This is a genomic window from Paenibacillus sp. FSL H8-0332, assembly GCF_037963835.1.
GTDB classification, from domain to species: domain Bacteria; phylum Bacillota; class Bacilli; order Paenibacillales; family Paenibacillaceae; genus Paenibacillus_AQ; species Paenibacillus_AQ rhizoplanae.
Window position 1 is genome coordinate 5,141,654 of the sequence record NZ_CP150145.1, and the last position, 17,264, is coordinate 5,158,917.

The window sequence follows — 17,264 nt, forward strand, 5'->3', positions numbered from 1 at the left end:
CCGCACCCCTTGCTACAAGTGGAAACGGCTTAGCCGCCCTTTGGATAAAGGGCGGCTGCCGTTTCTGTAATGTTTGGAAATTGTATTATTTTTGCGGCAGATCTGCATATGCCTTGTCAATCTTTTTGATGGCGTCGGCAATGGCTGCATCCGCGTTGCGTCCGGCGATGGTCACTTCCTCAATCATCTTGTTTACCGCTTCGGACATTTGCGGGAAGACCGGTGTAATCGGACGCGGTCTGCCGAACTTCTGATTCTGTACCACAAAGATATTCTTCGGATATTGGCCCAGCTCAGGGAACTCTTTGGCTACTGAATAGCGGGCCGGAATATCTTTTGTGATAGAGCAGTAGGTCTTAGCCCCTTCAGAGCCCGTTACCCAGTTTACAAACTGCCAGGCCGCATCGGCATTCTTACTCTTCGAGGAAATGGCCAGCGACCAGCTTCCGTTCGCGACAGCCTGCTGGGTTTCCTTCGGAAGTGGCGCGATATCATAATCTTCGCCTAATTTGAAATTAGGGAACTTGTCGGCATAATTACCCAGTGACCAGGAGCCGTCCACCGTCATCGCCAGCTGGCTGTTCGGGAACGGGTCTGGCGGGTACTCCAGGGAGGACACTTTATCTTTATTATACAGGTCGGAGAAGAATTGCAACGCCTTTTTGGTCTCTGGCTTATCCAGGTAACCTTTGGAAGTTGTTCCATCCGGACTCATGATCTCGCCGCCAAACTGCCAAATTATCGGATATTTAAAGTAGGCTGCTGTTCCTGCATTACCGAAGCCTTGCGCCGGATCAATGCCGTACACGCCTTTGGCCGGGTCGTTAAGCTTTTTAGCTGCATCCAGCACCTGATCCCAAGTCCAAGGCTCTTCCGGGTTCTTGGAGGGAAGAGGAATTCCCTTCGCTTCAAACATTTTTTTATTATAGAAAAGAGCAATGGAGGATTCGGTGAGCGGAGCCATGTAAATCTCATTATTATAGGTATACGTGGCAATGGTCGATTCCGGAATATCCTCCAGATTACCATCCTTCTTGAAAAAGGCGGTCAGCGGCTGTAAAGCACCCGCCTGGGCGTAGGAAGCCATATTCGGGCCGTCGACGGCCATAATATCAGGGGGACTGCCCGAAGCAATGGATGTTCTCAGCTTGGTATCGTAATCGGCATACGGAATCGGGCTCATCTCAACCTTGATATTAGGATGCGCTTCATTAAATGAGGCCACCAGCTTGTCATAGGCCGAATTCTCGGCGTCATTGCCCGAGTTTCTCCAGAACGTGAGCGACACCTTCTCTTCTTTGGGTGCCGACGAAGCTCCCGCCTCCGGCTGCGCGTTATCCCCTTTGCTTCCACATCCGGCGAGCAGTCCGCATGCCAACATCGCGCTTAGTACCACTTTACTCTTACTGTTCAATAATGCTCTCCCCTTTCATCTACTGTCTACGCTTACAACTGAATATTATCAAACCTGCCCGATGATAAAATTCATTATCCTCTGCACTGAACTTTTAAAATGTTCGGTATTTCTATCAAAAGCAATCACTTTTCATCATATGTTCTTCTCTATACTGGCCGGGACTTACACCCACAACCTTCTTGAATACCTGGCAGAAATACCGCTGGTTATCATAGCCGACACTTTGGGATATTTTGAAGATTTTGAAGCTGCTTTCTCTCAGCATCTTTTTCGCTGTCTGAATGCGCAGCAACGTGATATATTCCAGAATGGTCTGTCCGGTCGACTTGGAATACAAGTTGCTTACATAGGAAGAATTGAGCCCGAACCGTTCGGCCAATTGATCCAGCCCAATATTTTCATGGTAATGGGCTTCAAGATACGCTTTGATTTCCTGAACCACTTTTTCCTTCATGGTAGTCTTGGTTATACTCAGATAAAATTGCACACTCTTCGCTAAATCCTGCAACTGTTGCTGCAAAGACGCCCAGTCCGGCGTGTCCAGTATCCTGTCCATCAGCTGCGGGCGGGCGCCGATCACTTTCTCAATCTTGATTCCATAGTCCTGTTCAATCAGATCGAGCATCCGGTTCCCCCACTCTATGCCTGCCTTCTTAAGCAGAACAGGAGCCATCAGCCGTCCCGTCCCCCATTCCATCCAACGTTCAAGCATCTCCTCGAACTCCTTCTGTTCGTAACGGACGAAGGACTGGAGGTAGTCAGACCACTCGCTCAGCCACTTCCAGGATACGCGGGTAATCTCCTCTACGCGGCCCCCCTCCATAACCGGAACCCCAAAGAACACCCCCATTTCACATGCCTTGTCAGCGGCTACAAAAGAGAGATTTGCTTCTATAATTCCAGCTACAACCGGCCCCAGTCCAAACGACAATGAAATATCGTCCGCTGAGCTGTCCTTCGAGAAGGCTTCGGCTGCAGCCAGCACAATTTCTGTTAACGGCTCATTGTCCTCCATGGCCGCCATACACAATAAGATGACTTTCTGCTGCTCGTAGAGCAGGTCCACAACGATTCCGCGATTCGTCAAAAAGCTGAGGAGCGCATCCGTAGCGCCATTATTCTTCATTCGTTCAAGCCACAGCGTCTGCGTACTTCCAATCACGAGGACCGCAAACTGGTTATACCGTTCGTAGGGCGTCTGATCGAACGATGAGCGTTTGGCATGGACGATTAGATCTGTAAACGCCGCCCGGTCCAAGGTTGCCACATTCCGAAGCTCAGGGCGATTCTCCGTGGCATCCGCTGTACGTTCAAGACGCTTGAGCGCTCTTGAGACCGTCTTGGCTACTTCCTCCAGCTCTGCCGGCTTGATCAGATAATCCACAGCCTCCAGCTTGATGGCTTCTTTGGCATATTCGAACTCGGAATACCCGCTAATGATGATACATTCCGCCTTACGGCCTTTCTCCTTCAAGGCACGGATCAGCTCCAGCCCATTCAGGCCGGGCATCCGAATATCTGTCAGCACAATGTCCGGATCGGACTGAAGAATCCGTTCCAGGGCTTGCTTGCCGTTAGTTGCCGTCCCCACGATCCCTATCCCATACGCGTTCCAGTCGATCACAGCCGACAATGTCTCCACCACCAGCTGTTCATCATCCGCTATAAACAGTTTATACATGATGTAATCCCACCTTCATAGCCGGTCTTCATCCATGATTCCGATCCTTACGGTAACTTTGGTTCCAGTGCCTGGAATGCTGTCTATGCGCAGCCCGTGGTTCTGACCATAATGCAATTGAATCCTCTCCTGGATATTCCTTAATGCATATCCCTTAGGCTGCGTAACCGCAGGATCAAAGCCTACGCCGTCATCCTCGACTTCGAATACAAGCGTCTCTCCTTCGATACGTCCCCGAATGTAAATATTCCCTTGGCTCTCCTTCAGCTCGATCCCATGAAAAATCGCATTCTCCACCAGCGGCTGTAACAGGAGCTTAAGCATACGGATATGCTCAATTTCCGGTTCAAGCTCAATGGTCACCTCGAACTTTCCGTTATAGCGGATATTTTGAATCTCCAAGTAATTTTTCACCTGGTCGATCTCATTACGGACAGTGGTAATGTAGTCCCCATTATTCAAGCTTAACTTAAACATGTTAGACAGCGACATGACCATTTTCGAGATGTTTTTGGCACTGATTCGTTCAGCCATCAGATAGATGGAATTCAGCGTATTGTACAGAAAGTGAGGGTTGATTTGACTTTGCAGCGCGTGCAGCTCTGCTTCCCGCTCCTTCAGCCTGGCTTCTATTAATTTGTCCGATAATTCAGAGTTGGTGCGGAAGGTCCTTAAGAACTGATTGCCTATTTTCCCGATTTCATCTTCCTCCTGAAAGAGGATTCCTTCGATCCTCTCCCGTTTGGCAGCCTTTCTGGCAACGGAGGAGAGTAAAGTCAATTGCTTCGTGATACGCTTCGAGATTAAATACGAACCATAGGCAGCCAGCAGGAAAGCCACCATTGTCAGTGTTAGCGTAATATTACGTATCCAGACAATTTCCGAGTTGATATTAGAATACGGGATCATGCTGACCACTTTCCACTGGGTTACCGGATTAGTATCGAAGGTGATGACATACCGCTCTCCGCCCATCGTCTCGATGCGGGTGCCCCGTTCAGGCAAGCCGTAGAGCAGATCCATTTCTTTGGGAGGAAGCTGCTTCAGGTCGGCAGTGCGGGAGTTATAATAAATGACTTTATTTTGCTCCAGGATCATCAGATTCCCGTTTTCCGCATTGGAAATATTTCGAAACATTTCATCGAAGACCCGCCTGTCGATTGAAATAATTAACATGCCGATCGGTTCGAGCGTCTCCAGGTTGTTTAACTGTTTACCATACAGCAGCAGGTTCGGAGTATCCTTGACAAGCCGGACTTCATCGCTGTTCAGCCACAAGCCCCGCCCGCCCATCCCTTCCACCTGTTGATACCATTTCGTCCGTGAGACCGCCTGATAGATATTGTCGTACGTTAACCTGTCCCATTGGTTTGTGGTAATCAGTTCCCTTTGCCCGCTGCCCACGTAAACGTAACGTATATAGGATTTGTTGTTGGTAATATTGACGATCAGACTGCGGGTCGCATTTTGAAGGTCATAGATCTCCTTGAAATCATTCTTGCTATAGGCAAGGAAATTCTGAACGTCACGGGAGGACAACATCAGCTTAGAGATCGCCTCCACATCGTTCACGAACGTCTGGATATTCCAATTGATGGAGCCCAGCAGATTGGAGGTGGTGTCGGACATCTTGTTTTCGATCACTTTGCTTAAATAGACGAAGGTTAAGGAAGCAATCAGCACAAGCGGCAGCAAGGAACAGGCGATGGACAGTATAATGATTTTGCTGCGGATGCTGATCGACAGGAACAGCCGGTGTATTTTCATGAGATCCCCCTGACCCTGCAAAGTTGCAGCCTGGTACTTTCAGTATACCCTCTGGCCAAGGGATGCGGGAGATCAACCTTTCGTTGCTCCTGCCGTCATGCCGGAAATAACACTCTTGTTGAACATGAAGTAGACCACCATCGTCGGAATGGTCGTGATGCTAATGGCCGCAAAGGTCGCTCCCCAATCCGTCAAACCGTACTGCCCGATATAATCCATTAAGCCAACTGGGATGGTCCGTGATTTCAGATCATGAATAAACGTATTGGCGAATATAAATTCATTCCAGACAAATATCAGATTCATAACGACAACTGTGACGATCGTATTCCGGGATAGAGGGAAGATCATCCGCCAGAACACCTGGTACACACCGCAGCCATCCATGACAGCGGCCTCCATGATCTCATTCGAAATGTATTTATAGAAGCTCACGAACAGATAAATCGAGATCGGCAGGGCAAAACCTACTTGGGGCAAAATAAGAGAAGCGAGCGTATTGATAATTCCTATTTTGTTATAAAGAATGAACAGCGGGATGAGCACGACCTGAATCGGGATCATAATGCCGCACAGAAATAAGAACAGCACACTTTGACTCCATTTAAACGACATCTTCTCGATCACGAAAGCAGCCATGGCACTGAATAAGATCACAAGCACGATGGTCGTCACGGCGACTATGATACTATTGGAAAAATAAGTCCCCAGGTTCCCTTTGCTCCACACATTGAAATAATTATCGAAGGTGTATTGGCTTGGCAGGCTGAGCGGATTATCCCCTGAGAAATCGTTAGGCCCCTTAAAACTGGAGATGAACACCCAAACCAGCGGATACACTTGAATGACAAGCAGCGCAAAGGAAACAACTAGAAGAACCGCCTTGGAATATCCAGAAATTTTCATCATCAGGTCTCCTTACTGTCCATCATCCGTCTGATAAAGGCAACTGCAATGAGGCTTTCAATGACGATAAATACAGCCATCGCGCTGCCATAGCCGAAGTCCAGACTGGAGAATGCGGTTTTATACATATAGGTTGGCAATAATTCTGTTACGCGGCCAGGCCCCCCGTTCGTCATGATATACGGGATGTCGAACCCTTTCAGCGCCCCTGTAGTCGCCATAATGATTGAGACCATCAGAACCGGCTTAATCAGCGGCATTTTGATCGAACGAAACAGCTTCCACGAAGAAGCTCCATCCATTCTGGCCGCCTCCTCGATATCGGCAGGAATGGAAATTAACGCACTATACAGGATAATCATATAAAGACCGATATAACGCCAGCCTTCGGGTACCGATACCGCAGTCAGAGCCCAATTGAGGTCGGACAGCCAAGGCTTGCTCCAGTCGCCAAGACCGATCTGCTGCAGGCAATAGTTCAGGATTCCGACCGGCTCGAACGAGTACACATTTTGGAACAACTGGGCTATCGCTACTGAGGTGATGATGGCAGGGGCAAAAAATAAGGTTTTGAACAACTCTCTCCCTTTGGTGATGCTGGTCAGCAGGATGGCAACCAGCAAACCGAGCAAAACCTGCATGGCTACAATAATGGAGACATAGATCAGATTGTTGCTGAATGCCTTCCAGAAGGTCTTATCTCCGCCGAACATCTTGGTGTAATTGTCAAAGCCGATATAGAGCATATCGGATACTCCGTCCCAGGAGAAGAAACTGAAATACATCGACCAAAGGATAGGCGCCAGCACGGTGAGCAAATACACCAGTAATGCAGGCAGCAGAAAGACGAGAGCGGCTTTGCGGTTGCGCAGGACTTTATCCATAGGCTTGCTCATTCCCTAATTTTAGTTTTTTTATTGTACTTACAGCAGCCAACCGGCTTGCGGCTGGCCGCCTTGTTTAGAATCGCTACTTGAAGTATTTCGGCGCGTTTTCTTTAATCGCCTGATCCATTAGTTCGGCAAACTCTTCCGGAGTATGGGCTCCCAGAGCCAGGGCATTCAATTCATTGCCGAGCAGCTCATTCGTGGCCGGATCAAGACGCGTATCCCACGGGACCGCAAACACGTTGCCGGATTTCGCGATTTCGTCCTGAATTTTATAGAAGAGCTCCGGCATCCCCTGTTCTTGATCAAGTGAATAATTGAAAGGCGAGAATTGGCCTTTTTCCGTATAGGCCTTAGGGTATTGCTCCAGAAGGAATTTGACGAATTCCTTCATCGTATTATCGAAAGTCTCCTGGTTGAAGGCAACGCCGATGCCCGAGTTGATAAAATAATCATTGTCCGCCGTTGTGGCGCCTTCCATCATGGGAAGCCGGAAAAACCCGATATTGTCCTTCATTTCCGCGCTTACTTTATCATTTACGAAGTTCATGGTCTCCCATGAACCCATGTAATACATGCCGGCTTTGCCGCTCAGGTACAAATCTCGCGCTGCGGTGTAATCCGTTGCAGTGAATCCTTGCTGAAAGTACCCTTTGGTGCCCAGGTCATGAACAAACTTAATCCCTTCCATGCCGGCCGGGTCCTTGAAGGATGCTTTGCCCTGCTTTACATTCTCGATGAAATCATTGCCTGTCATGCGGAACGGTTTGTACGCCAGGTACCGGAGAACCGGCCATTTATCCTTGCCGTCGACAGCAATCGGCGTAACCCCGCTTTGCTTCAGCTTCTCGGCAACCTCCATGAACTCATCGAACGTCTTCGGCGGATCCAGGCCAAGATCCTTGAACATCTTGATGTTGTACCAGAATACCTCGATGCCATATTCCAGCGGGAAAGTATACATGCTGCCGTCTGCGAACTGCTGATATTGCAGGGCCACCGGACGGAAATCCTTATATTTCCCCAGCTCCTCCAGCAGTTTTTTCATATCGACCAGTTTACCTTGCTCCACCAGCTTGGAAGCATAGGCATCCGAATCTGTATCGAACATGGCGGGCATCTCATTGCTGGCAATCAATGTCCGCAGCTTCTGCAGGTAGGACGGACGATCCCCCGTGCCTTCCAGAACCAGCTCGAATTCAGGATGCGTCCGGGAGAACTCCTCTGCAATCTCCTTTACAGTAACAGCCGGAGGGCTGTCTACGCCGCGGGCCACGAACCACTTGTATGTTTTCTTGTCCACCTTCTGCGGATTTGCCGATCCGGTTTCTGAAGCGCCCTTATTCGTATTTGTGCCTCCGCATGCGCTCACCGTCGCCGCCAGGACAACCAGAGATAACGAGAGAGTCAGCCTTTTGACATAACGTTTCATTTATAAGACCTCCTGTTAGTTGGGAACTGAAAGGGATGCCTGTTCAAAATTCGCCCGGCCTTCCTGAACAAAACAGCCCCAGTTGCCGGTTTTTAAATTATACAAACGTGTAGTCATGGCGACCTGATCGGCCAAGTATACGACGCACACCGAATTCTCCACAACGATCTCGAGATTATAATTCGTGTCGGCATGCAATTCTACGGGCACTTCCAGCTCCACCGCATGCGGGTGGTCTCCTTTGATATGCCACTGCATTTCCCCCTCGATCCGGCGGGGCCACATGTCGAACACCAGGCGGTTATGAAGGGGTTCAAGGCGAATATAATAGGCATCGTTATTGTCCTCACTTGCACGAAGCATAATACCGCAGCTTCTCGTTCCTTCGGAGAAGGATAACCGGGCCGAAATTTTGCAGGTTTCCGGCATGGAACCCGCAGATATGCAAGAGAAGGTCTCGTCAGCCTCCGCTGCTATCCCTCCCTCTAACTCTTTCCAATCTCCAAGCCGGGAACCCCACACGGCAGCCTTCTCCTTGGCAAAATGACGGGAGACTGTCTCCGGGATACGGACCGTCAATGCTCCATCCTGTTCCTGAACGAGTTCGTGCACGACCAGATTCCCGGCCCATTGCCAATCACCGTAATCATCTCCGTTTTCTTTGCTGGGGTCCCAGCCAAACGCATAGCGCTTGTTTCCGTCACTCCATGTTTTGGCGGCATAGAACGCTCTGGCGTCAAACGCATCGTTTCTCGGCGCCGTCCAAGGTCCGCTTAAAGATTTACTCATGCGGTAATGGGTGACAAACCGTTCCGAGAACGTGGAGTAGACCAGATACCACCATTCGCCGATTTGAAATAAGTCAGGGCATTCGTGCGTCACGTACAGGTTCGGATTCCAGAACGGTTCTCGGATTTCCCATTTCTTGAGATCCTTCGAAGCACAGAGTCCGATGCTTCCCCGGCGCCGGGAAGGACCTTCTTTGTTCCTGGCGGCGAGAAGCATCCAGTACTCCCCCGCCTCTTCGTTCCAGAATACAAAGGGATCGCGCCAGTCATGCCTTTCATATTGAATTCCGTCGGAATAGAAGGTATCCTCGGGGATTTTCCGCCACTGCTCCATATCCGTGCTCACGGCGTGCATGACGCATTGGAGCGGCACTCCGTTCTCTACGAATTCCGGATTCGGATTGAGGCCGGTGTAGAACAGATGATATTCTCCCTGGGCTTCGATGATCGAGCCGGTGTAACAGTTGAGATCCTGCTCGCTCACACTTCCATGCTTCAGCATTTCGCCCATTTCTTCGTAGTGTACGAAATCACTTGTGCGGAGCTCGAACCAGGAAGTTCCCTCCCCATGATTACTCTTGTTCTCCCTCCAGTCATGAAGATAGAACAAACGGAATGTACCGTCTTTATAGTAGGGAATGAGGTCTCCCACCCAGGCTCCTGCAGGCCTGTAGAACAAATTCGACACTGTTTGCAACCCCTTTCTTTTAACGTGCCTTGAGTATATAACATTAAGAAAGCGCTTTATATTCCAAGTTCTTTATCCTTTGTTCAATATTTTTGGCTTTCAAAAAAACCTCCGTCTGCCATCACAAAGTGGCAAACGGAGGTTCTTTTGAATTATTAAATGCTGGACCTTACATTTGTACGTGAATCCAATGCTTGTACTCCCAGTGCTAAGGACCCACACAAGCCAGCATTATCGCCGAGCTTAGGGGCGACAATATAATGTTCGATATCCGATACAATAGGCTTGGCACTCACGTATCCATTTAGAATGCTGCCTACCTGCTCGCGGATCATCGGGAATAACTGGGCTTGCTTCATCACGCCCCCGCCGAGAATGACTTTCTTAGGGGATAACGTCAGGATGACATTCGATATGGCCTGCGCGATGTAGAATGCCTCCATCTCCCATGCCGGGTGGTCTTCCGGCAGTGTATCACCCTTAGCCTTCCATCTTGCTTCCAGCGCCGGGCCGGCGGCCATGCCTTCCAGACAATCGCCATGATAGGGACAATTGCCACCAAAGTCATCGTTCGGATGCCGTCTTGTGAGGATATGTCCACCCTCTGGATGAACAAGTCCATGTACCAGGTTACCCTCGGTATAGACGCCGACTCCTACGCCAGTCCCGATCGTATAGTAGACACAGCTATCCAATCCTTGTGCTGCACCCCATGTGGCTTCGCCCAACGCGGCAGCATTGACGTCCGTATCCCAACCGACCGGAACATCGAAGACGGATTTTAGCGTACCCACGAAATTATATCCGGACCAGCCGGGTTTTGGCGTTGTCGTCACATAACCGTAAGTCGGACTGGAGTGTTCGAGGTCGATCGGACCAAACGATCCGATTCCTATGCTATCGACTCTCTTATCGCGGAAGTAGGCGATGACATTCTCCATCGTCTCCTCGGGTCGACGCGTCGGAAAATGAACCCGATCTTCAATCTCCCCTAATTCATTCCCGACACCACAGACAAACTTTGTTCCGCCTGCTTCAATTGCCCCGATTCGCATGAACTTCCTCCTTGACCTCATCTCTCCATATGCTTCCCAGCTCATTGATCTGGAGCGACACCAGCTTTACATTTCCGCCTACCGCGTAGAGCTCAAGTCCGTTGCTTTCGGAAGCGGGGAAAATCATGTCCGAGATGACTGCTAGACCCTCACCACCGAACACTTCAATCGAAGACCAATCCATGAAGATGGACATGCGTACACGGTTATCAACAGGCAGCAGCGGTGCCTGGTGCTTAGCTGCGAAGTCCGGATGGAAATTCGTAGTGCCTGAATTCGTGCGATCGACAAACAACTCCATGTTCAGGGTATCGTACCCGACCACCGTTTCTTCATCTGCAGACTTTCTAACCTTCATTCCGAACTCCGTTGCGGTTCCAATTTCGAATTCCGCGATTAATTCCGCTCTATCTGTGGTGATGTCCGCCAGCGGATTCGTATCTGGAACCAAGGTTACATTCTCCAGAGCCATAAGCGGTGAACCTGTCTTTCTCAATTCTTCTACCGGTTCTTGCACCAGACGAAGGCCTTCCCGATAGGTTCTCAACTTCAACTCTCGTGGAATGGATGCATTTCCCCGCCACTTGTCAGTCGGAAGCGTCCCGGCATACCGCCAGTTGTTCATCCAGCCGATCCAGAGCTTGCGGCCGTCTCCTTCCGGTATATCACTCCAGGTGACGGCTGCATAGAAATCGGACCCGAAATCAATCCATTTCACATCATGAACCGAAAGAATAGGCTCGTCGGGTGTAAATGTCTTACCATCGAAGCTGCCGACGAAGTACATCATACCGGAGCCTCCTGCCGGTGGTTCAGGCTCATTCGGGTTCACTCCATTACAATCGCCTACACTTAGAATGAGCACCCACTTCTTCTGATTGGGATCACCATCGACATGAATCGAGAATAGATCCGGACATTCATAAACGCCGCGATGTGTTCCGATGACGTCAGCGCCAAATGCACTGGCTAATGCCCATTCCTTCAAATTTGGAGAGGTGTAGAATTCCACACGGTCTTGAACAGCCAGAGTCATAATCCAACTAGATGTATCCTCATGCCAGAATACCTTCGGATCGCGGAAATCAAGCGTCGTCTCCGGGAACAAGACCGGGTTCCCTTCATATTTCGTCCAAGTCCGTCCCTTGTCTCTGCTGTAGGCGATGCTTTGAACCTGCGGCTTACCTGGCTGCGCCTTGTTGTCGTTATTCGTGTAGATCGCCACAAGCCCTGAACCATAATCATCAAAAAAACCACTTGTATTCTGTGTATCGACTACCGCGCTTCCAGAGAAAATCGCACCGTCCTCACCTGGCGGCAAGGATGCTTCAAGCTCCTCCCAATGGACCAGATCGGTGCTTACCGCGTGCCCCCAATGCATTCTACCGAAATCAGGTTGGCTTGCGAACGGAGTGTGCTGATAAAATAGATGGTACTCATTCTCGTAATATACCATTCCGTTCGGATCGTTCATCCAGTTCTTTTGTGGCGAATAATGATACTGCGGACGGAACTTCTCTGTATAATTCATGTTTCTCCCACTCCTCCAGAATAATAATAGCCGGAGCATGGCCCAGTGCAGCATGAACTCACGCTCCGACGGTATGCATTATAATGTAACTGGCTATTTCCCCGCTCTGTCGTAACCTGTTTGTTTGATTTTCAGCCAATCCTGCATGCCAAGACGATCAAGCTCTTTGATGAATGCGTCCCACTCTTTGTCCACGTTCGCGCCTTGCATCCATTCCGTACGTTTCTTCAGAATATAAGGCCACAGGTCAGCTTCGGTTTGGGTCAGGCGCTCCGATTCCTCTTTTGAGAAAAATACTCTTGGATACATATTCTCAGCTTTCATGTCCGGCACATAGATCTTCTTCAAAATATCAATGCGATAGGCCGCATCGTCCGGCATCGTTGTTACCTTACCGTAATAGGAATCGAGAATAGCTAACGGTCCACCAGCGCTCGTTTTGACACGCAGTTCGTTCGGTGAAGCACCGTTCAGCGGCAAGTGCTTCAGCATTTTAGTAGCTTCGTCCATTTCAAAAATATTCTGCTGCGCTTCGTCGCCATAAGTTCCCCAATTGTTCTGTACAGACTGGGACGGATCATACATTGCGTCTATCCATTTAATCGTCGCTTCGATGTTCTTGTTATCGGCGGTGAGCACCATTCTGCCGCGGTCAAATCCCATACCGTTCGCACGGGCTACATTCTTCCAGCCGTTCGGCCCTTCCAGTGCCGGCATCGGTTCAAACGGACTGTCCATGCCGCTCACATTCGCCTTGTCCCAAGTGAAGTACAAACCGTAGCGGTCATCTTTAGCTTTGGCTATAAATTTGTTCCAGTCTTGGGTAATGAATTCGGGATCGACCAGACCCGCTGCGTACAGTTCCTGGAAGTACTTCATGCCTTCCTTATAGCCCGGCGCCAATACAGCATTGTTCACTTTGCCGTCATTGTCGACCAGCGTTAGATCCCCGTTAAAGCCAGCTCCGAAGGAACCGAGAAGGAAACTTAAATCCTCGTTGGCCCCGTCATCATTAATAAAAGAAATCGGAATCTCGTCGGCTTTGCCATTGCCATTCGGATCCTTCGTTTTGAACGCGATCAACACTTGCTTCAGTTCTTCCGTCGTCTTTGGCATTTGCAGGCCAAGCTTATCCAGCCATGCCTTGTTAATCCACGGAATATTGTTGACAGAGTGAATACTCTCCTTGCCTTCACCAAGCTCCTCGATCCAAGGGAATGCGAGGATGTGCCCGTCCGGTGAAGTCATCATACCTTTGTATTGGGGCGCCTGCTCCAGCACCTTACTGAGGTTCGGCATTTTCTCAGGCGTAATGTATTCCTCGACAGGAATGATTGTGCCGTCATTGGCCAATTTCAACAAATCGAAATCACTCAAGCCGGCGTTGAAAAGCGCATCCGGAAGCTCACCTGTGGCCAAAGCCAGATTCCGCTTCTCGACATAAACATCCTCCGCATAGACTTTCCAGTCAATATGAATGCCGGTCTTTTCTTCCAGGCGTTTGAAGATCAGCTTCTCATTCGGGTCTTGAGGAGCAAGCGGTGAGTTCGGCGTCATGAAGGTTAGGGTTTGATCACCGGAATCCCCCTTTTCTTTGTCGCTTCCTTTATCGCTGCTGCATCCCGTAATTGCCATAACAGCCGTCAGAGAAATAATGGATACTGTTTTCTTAATATGTTTCATACTAATTCTCCCCTTTGTTGTCTTCATTTAAATAACTGTAGGCTCTCTACTTGAGGGAACCGACCATGACACCTTTTTCGAAGTATTTCTGGAAGAAAGGATACATTACAAGAAGCGGTAGACTGGAGACTACGATGGCTGCATACTTCATCAATTCGGACAATCGTGCTAACTCAGCCTGTTCCTTAATAGAAGAGACAATATTCGGATCAACCTTGTTCAGAATCAGAATACGCCGAAGTACGAGCTGTAGCGGATATTTATCTTGATTCTCCAAGTAGATCAGAGATTGAAAGAAATCGTTCCAGTGACCCACGAAAGCATATAACGCAAGGACAAACACGATAGGCTTGGAAAGCGGTATGATAATGCTAAAGAAAATTGTGAAATCCGAGGCACCGTCAATCTTAGCCGCTTCATTCATTTCCTTTGGCAAGCCCCGGAAGAACGTACGGGCCAGAATAATGTTCCAGACGCTCACTGCACCCGGGATCACGAGCGCCCAGATGGTATCAAGCATGCCCAGACTCTTCACCACGAGATAAGTCGGGATCAGACCACCGCCAAAGAACATGGTGATAATGAAAAGCGTCATAATCACTTTTCTTCCTACGAAGTCGTCGAGCGCCAATGGATATCCTGCAAAGACGCAGACAGAAACCGTTATCACTGTGAAAACGGAGGAATATAGCAACGCGTTCAGAAATCCACCAATGATTTTGTCATCCGATAAAATCATTCTATATCCCTCAAGGCTATAATCTGACAAGTCGAAGGATAACCCCTTATTCAGAAGTGCCGTCGGTTCCATGAACGAAGCCACGACCATATAAATCAGCGGACCAATAATCGCTACAACGAGGAGAACTAGCAGGGTGAAGATAACACCGAGCACGACCTTGTCCATCTTAGTTGGTTTAATACTGTCCATGATGATCTCCTTTCCTATACAATTCCATCACCATCGTTAACCCGTTTCACGATAAAATTCACCGTAAACAGCATAATGAGGTTAATGACGGTGTTAAACAATTCCACGGCAGCGGAGAACGAATAGTTCGCCTGCTGGAAGCCGATCCGATAGACATAAGTACTGATTACATCCGATTTCTCCATGTTCATTTCGTTCCACATCAGAATGGCTTTGTCACCGCCGCCGGCCATAATACCGCCTGCCGCGAGAATGATCATAATCGCAATAACCGGCCTGATCGTTGGTAAATCGATATGCCGGATACGCTGAAGCAGGCTTGCACCGTCAAGTGTCGCCGCATTGTGCAGTTCCGGATCTACACCGGCCAATGCAGCCACATAGATAATGGATGACCATCCAGCACCCTGCCAGATGCCCGAGAGGATATACATCGGACGGAAATATTCCGGTTCTGACATGAACGAGAGCGGCATCCCGCCAAAGGCCACCACTAATTTATTGACCGGGCCTGTCGGAGAGAATAAGACAAAGAGCATACCCACAACAACAACAACAGAAATGAAGTTCGGCGCATATAAGAACAATTGAATGTTCTTTTTCATCGCGGCCTTGCGTACCTGATTCAACATTAATGCCAGAATAATCGGCACCGGGAATCCCAGTAAAAGACCGTAAATGTTCAACTGAAGTGTATTGAATAACAATTGCTCGAAATTGGGTGCATTAAAGAATCGTTCGAAGTGATGAAACCCAACCCAGTCACTCCCCAAAATACCCTTGCGAAAGCTGTAGTCTTTAAAAGCGATCAGAACACCATACATAGGGAGATATTTAAAAATAATAGTCAATACGACTGCGGGAAGCACAAAAAGGTAAAGCCAATAATTGTTCTTGATATACCTGAGTTTCTCCATAAGTCCTATGCGATTCCGGGCTTCCGGTCTTTTATTTTGTGTAATTCCAGAAGTTTGTTGCAACTTCTCCTCCCCCTCAATACTCATTTGCAAAACATAAATGTGATTTTGGATACTTCTCGCGCGAAAGTAAGTGCTTCCATAAGTCACTGTCAACGGCTTAGCAAATTCAATTTACAACATCACGATTACTTCGTCAAGACTTTTCATGAATAAAAAAGTAAACATATGCACACAACAAAACACTATTTTATTTTATTAACGTAAAATTCATTGGTTTTCCAGCATTAAACAATGAAATAATAGCTTTTTTATTATGAAAAACCCATAACCAGGTGAATGTTCATCGTCCACTTTTATTGTTCATTTGTTTACTTTTGCACAAATTGTAAACCGTATTAATCTTTCTTTTTACTTTTTCTTCTATTGTTCATTTGTAACAATTAAGTTGACAATTTCATTAATTTGTACTACGATTATTTTGGTCAAGAATGCAATACTTCTGCTAAAGGAGCCCTTCTCTTTGAACAAAGAAAAAGTAACCATTCAAGATATAGCCGATTCGCTTGGACTTTCTAGGAATACTGTATCCAAAGCATTAAATAATAATCCCTCTATACCGGATGAGACACGCAGTAAAGTGGTTAGGAAAGCTATCGATATGAATTACAAGCAGTTCGCCTTGTTCGAACAAGAAGGCACTCCTGCCAAAAAAACCGGTAATATCGCCCTGCTTACAGCAAATATGCCGAACAATTCACATTTTGGCACATCACTGCTAAGCGGCCTCGAACAAAAAATCAGCTCCGAAGGCTTTAATTTGTCGATACATATCGTACGGGAGAATGAACTCGATTCGTCGGCTCTTCCTGTCAATTTCGACAAAAGTAAAGTAGATGGCATTGTCTGTATCGAATTGTTCGACAAGAGCTACTCGGAGTTTATTACGTCATTCGGGATCCCGACATTATTCATTGACGCTTCAGCAGAACTGACGTTTTCTGAGATGAAGGCAGATCTACTGCTGATGGAGAACATTCATAGTACTTCCAGTCTCACGAAGAAGCTCATTGATGAAGGAATTACGGAGATCGGGTTTATCGGCGATTCCCGCCATTGCATGAGCTTCAACGAGCGTTGGGACGGGTTCACCAAAGCCATGAATGCCGCCCGGATTGATCTTGATGAATCCTTCTGCATTCTCGAAGACGACCGGTATATCGCTGACTATATGTGGCTTAAGCAGCGACTAGCAAGCATGACGAATCTTCCACCCGCGTTCGTATGCGCCAATGACTACATTGCGATTAATGCCATTCGAATCTTAAAGGACCTGAATATTCAAATTCCTGGTGAGGTTAGAGTCTGCGGATTCGATAATTCCCCGGAGTCGCGAATCGTCGAACCCCACTTGACCACCGTTCATATCCACCGGTCCGAAATGGGCTTCCTTGCCGCCGAGATGCTTCTGTCCAAAATCGAAAACCCCGGCAGACCTCCACTGGTTACGCATGTGAAGACCATGCCGGTTTTCCGTCAATCGACGGGGCATGAGGAGTATTGAATGTGTCGTAAAGCTTA

13 protein-coding genes are annotated in these 17,264 nt (G+C 48.3%); 1 reads left to right on the forward strand and 12 read right to left on the reverse strand.

Features of this window, described 5'->3' with window-relative positions:
- Nucleotides 1-85: 85 nt before the first annotated feature.
- The 12 genes from NST43_RS22130 to NST43_RS22185 all read right to left on the reverse strand — a co-directional run bounded on the left by NST43_RS22130 (nucleotide 86) and on the right by NST43_RS22185 (nucleotide 15,683).
- Nucleotides 86-1,414 (reverse strand): sugar ABC transporter substrate-binding protein, encoded by a 1,329-nt coding sequence (locus NST43_RS22130; RefSeq protein ID WP_209988268.1) that lies wholly within the window; start codon nucleotides 1,412-1,414, stop codon nucleotides 86-88.
- Between the two features lie 115 nt (nucleotides 1,415-1,529).
- Nucleotides 1,530-3,098, reverse strand: a complete 1,569-nt coding sequence (locus NST43_RS22135; RefSeq protein ID WP_339219427.1) for a response regulator — start codon at nucleotides 3,096-3,098, stop codon at nucleotides 1,530-1,532.
- Nucleotides 3,099-3,113: 15 nt separating this feature from the next.
- Nucleotides 3,114-4,865 (reverse strand): sensor histidine kinase, encoded by a 1,752-nt coding sequence (locus NST43_RS22140; protein WP_339219428.1) that lies wholly within the window; start codon nucleotides 4,863-4,865, stop codon nucleotides 3,114-3,116.
- A 72-nt stretch (nucleotides 4,866-4,937) separates the two neighbouring features.
- Entirely contained in the window at nucleotides 4,938-5,774 is an 837-nt protein-coding gene (locus tag NST43_RS22145) for a carbohydrate ABC transporter permease (RefSeq protein ID WP_339219429.1), read from the reverse strand.
- Nucleotides 5,774-6,667 carry a sugar ABC transporter permease gene (locus NST43_RS22150; RefSeq protein WP_339219430.1) on the reverse strand — a complete coding sequence of 298 codons (894 nt, stop codon included), beginning with the start codon at nucleotides 6,665-6,667 and terminating at the stop codon, nucleotides 5,774-5,776. The genes NST43_RS22145 and NST43_RS22150 overlap by 1 nt, the downstream gene beginning before the upstream one ends.
- Nucleotides 6,668-6,740: 73 nt before the next feature.
- Nucleotides 6,741-8,090, reverse strand: a complete 1,350-nt coding sequence (locus NST43_RS22155) for an extracellular solute-binding protein (RefSeq protein ID WP_339219432.1) — start codon at nucleotides 8,088-8,090, stop codon at nucleotides 6,741-6,743.
- Between the two features lie 15 nt (nucleotides 8,091-8,105).
- Nucleotides 8,106-9,566, reverse strand: coding sequence for a glycoside hydrolase family 32 protein (locus tag NST43_RS22160; RefSeq protein WP_339219434.1), 1,461 nt, complete (start codon nucleotides 9,564-9,566; stop codon nucleotides 8,106-8,108).
- A gap of 155 nt (nucleotides 9,567-9,721) precedes the next feature.
- Complete coding sequence (locus tag NST43_RS22165) at nucleotides 9,722-10,621, reverse strand: ROK family protein (RefSeq protein WP_339225498.1); 900 nt, start codon at nucleotides 10,619-10,621, stop codon at nucleotides 9,722-9,724.
- Nucleotides 10,602-12,152, reverse strand: a complete 1,551-nt coding sequence (locus NST43_RS22170; protein ID WP_339219436.1) for a glycoside hydrolase family 32 protein — start codon at nucleotides 12,150-12,152, stop codon at nucleotides 10,602-10,604. Before NST43_RS22170 ends, NST43_RS22165 begins: the two co-directional genes overlap by 20 nt.
- A gap of 93 nt (nucleotides 12,153-12,245) precedes the next feature.
- Nucleotides 12,246-13,835, reverse strand: coding sequence for an ABC transporter substrate-binding protein (locus NST43_RS22175; protein WP_339219437.1), 1,590 nt, complete (start codon nucleotides 13,833-13,835; stop codon nucleotides 12,246-12,248).
- A gap of 46 nt (nucleotides 13,836-13,881) precedes the next feature.
- A complete protein-coding gene (locus NST43_RS22180) occupies nucleotides 13,882-14,766 on the reverse strand; it encodes a carbohydrate ABC transporter permease (protein WP_339219439.1) in 885 nt (294 codons plus the stop codon).
- 14 nt (nucleotides 14,767-14,780) lie between these two features.
- Nucleotides 14,781-15,683, reverse strand: a complete 903-nt coding sequence (locus NST43_RS22185; RefSeq protein WP_339225500.1) for an ABC transporter permease subunit — start codon at nucleotides 15,681-15,683, stop codon at nucleotides 14,781-14,783.
- Between the two features lie 523 nt (nucleotides 15,684-16,206).
- Between NST43_RS22185 and NST43_RS22190 the strand changes: the two genes are divergently transcribed.
- Nucleotides 16,207-17,247: a LacI family DNA-binding transcriptional regulator gene (locus NST43_RS22190; protein WP_339219440.1), complete on the forward strand. Its 1,041-nt coding sequence runs from the start codon at nucleotides 16,207-16,209 to the stop codon at nucleotides 17,245-17,247.
- Nucleotides 17,248-17,264 lie beyond the last annotated feature (17 nt).

Excerpts from the sequence above, each read along its gene's own strand:
- NST43_RS22135 (WP_339219427.1), bottom strand. The coding sequence starts at position 3,098 with ATGTATAAACTGTTTATAGCGGATGATGAACAGCTGGTGGTGGAGACA.
- NST43_RS22180 (WP_339219439.1), bottom strand. The coding sequence starts at position 14,766 with ATGGACAGTATTAAACCAACTAAGATGGACAAGGTCGTGCTCGGTGTT.
- NST43_RS22170 (WP_339219436.1), bottom strand. The coding sequence starts at position 12,152 with ATGAATTATACAGAGAAGTTCCGTCCGCAGTATCATTATTCGCCACAA.
- NST43_RS22145 (WP_339219429.1), bottom strand. The coding sequence starts at position 5,774 with ATGATGAAAATTTCTGGATATTCCAAGGCGGTTCTTCTAGTTGTTTCC.
- NST43_RS22140 (WP_339219428.1), bottom strand. The coding sequence starts at position 4,865 with ATGAAAATACACCGGCTGTTCCTGTCGATCAGCATCCGCAGCAAAATC.
- NST43_RS22165 (WP_339225498.1), bottom strand. The coding sequence starts at position 10,621 with ATGCGAATCGGGGCAATTGAAGCAGGCGGAACAAAGTTTGTCTGTGGT.
- NST43_RS22175 (WP_339219437.1), bottom strand. The coding sequence starts at position 13,835 with ATGAAACATATTAAGAAAACAGTATCCATTATTTCTCTGACGGCTGTT.
- NST43_RS22150 (WP_339219430.1), bottom strand. The coding sequence starts at position 6,667 with ATGAGCAAGCCTATGGATAAAGTCCTGCGCAACCGCAAAGCCGCTCTC.
- NST43_RS22185 (WP_339225500.1), bottom strand. The coding sequence starts at position 15,683 with ATGGAGAAACTCAGGTATATCAAGAACAATTATTGGCTTTACCTTTTT.
- NST43_RS22155 (WP_339219432.1), bottom strand. The coding sequence starts at position 8,090 with ATGAAACGTTATGTCAAAAGGCTGACTCTCTCGTTATCTCTGGTTGTC.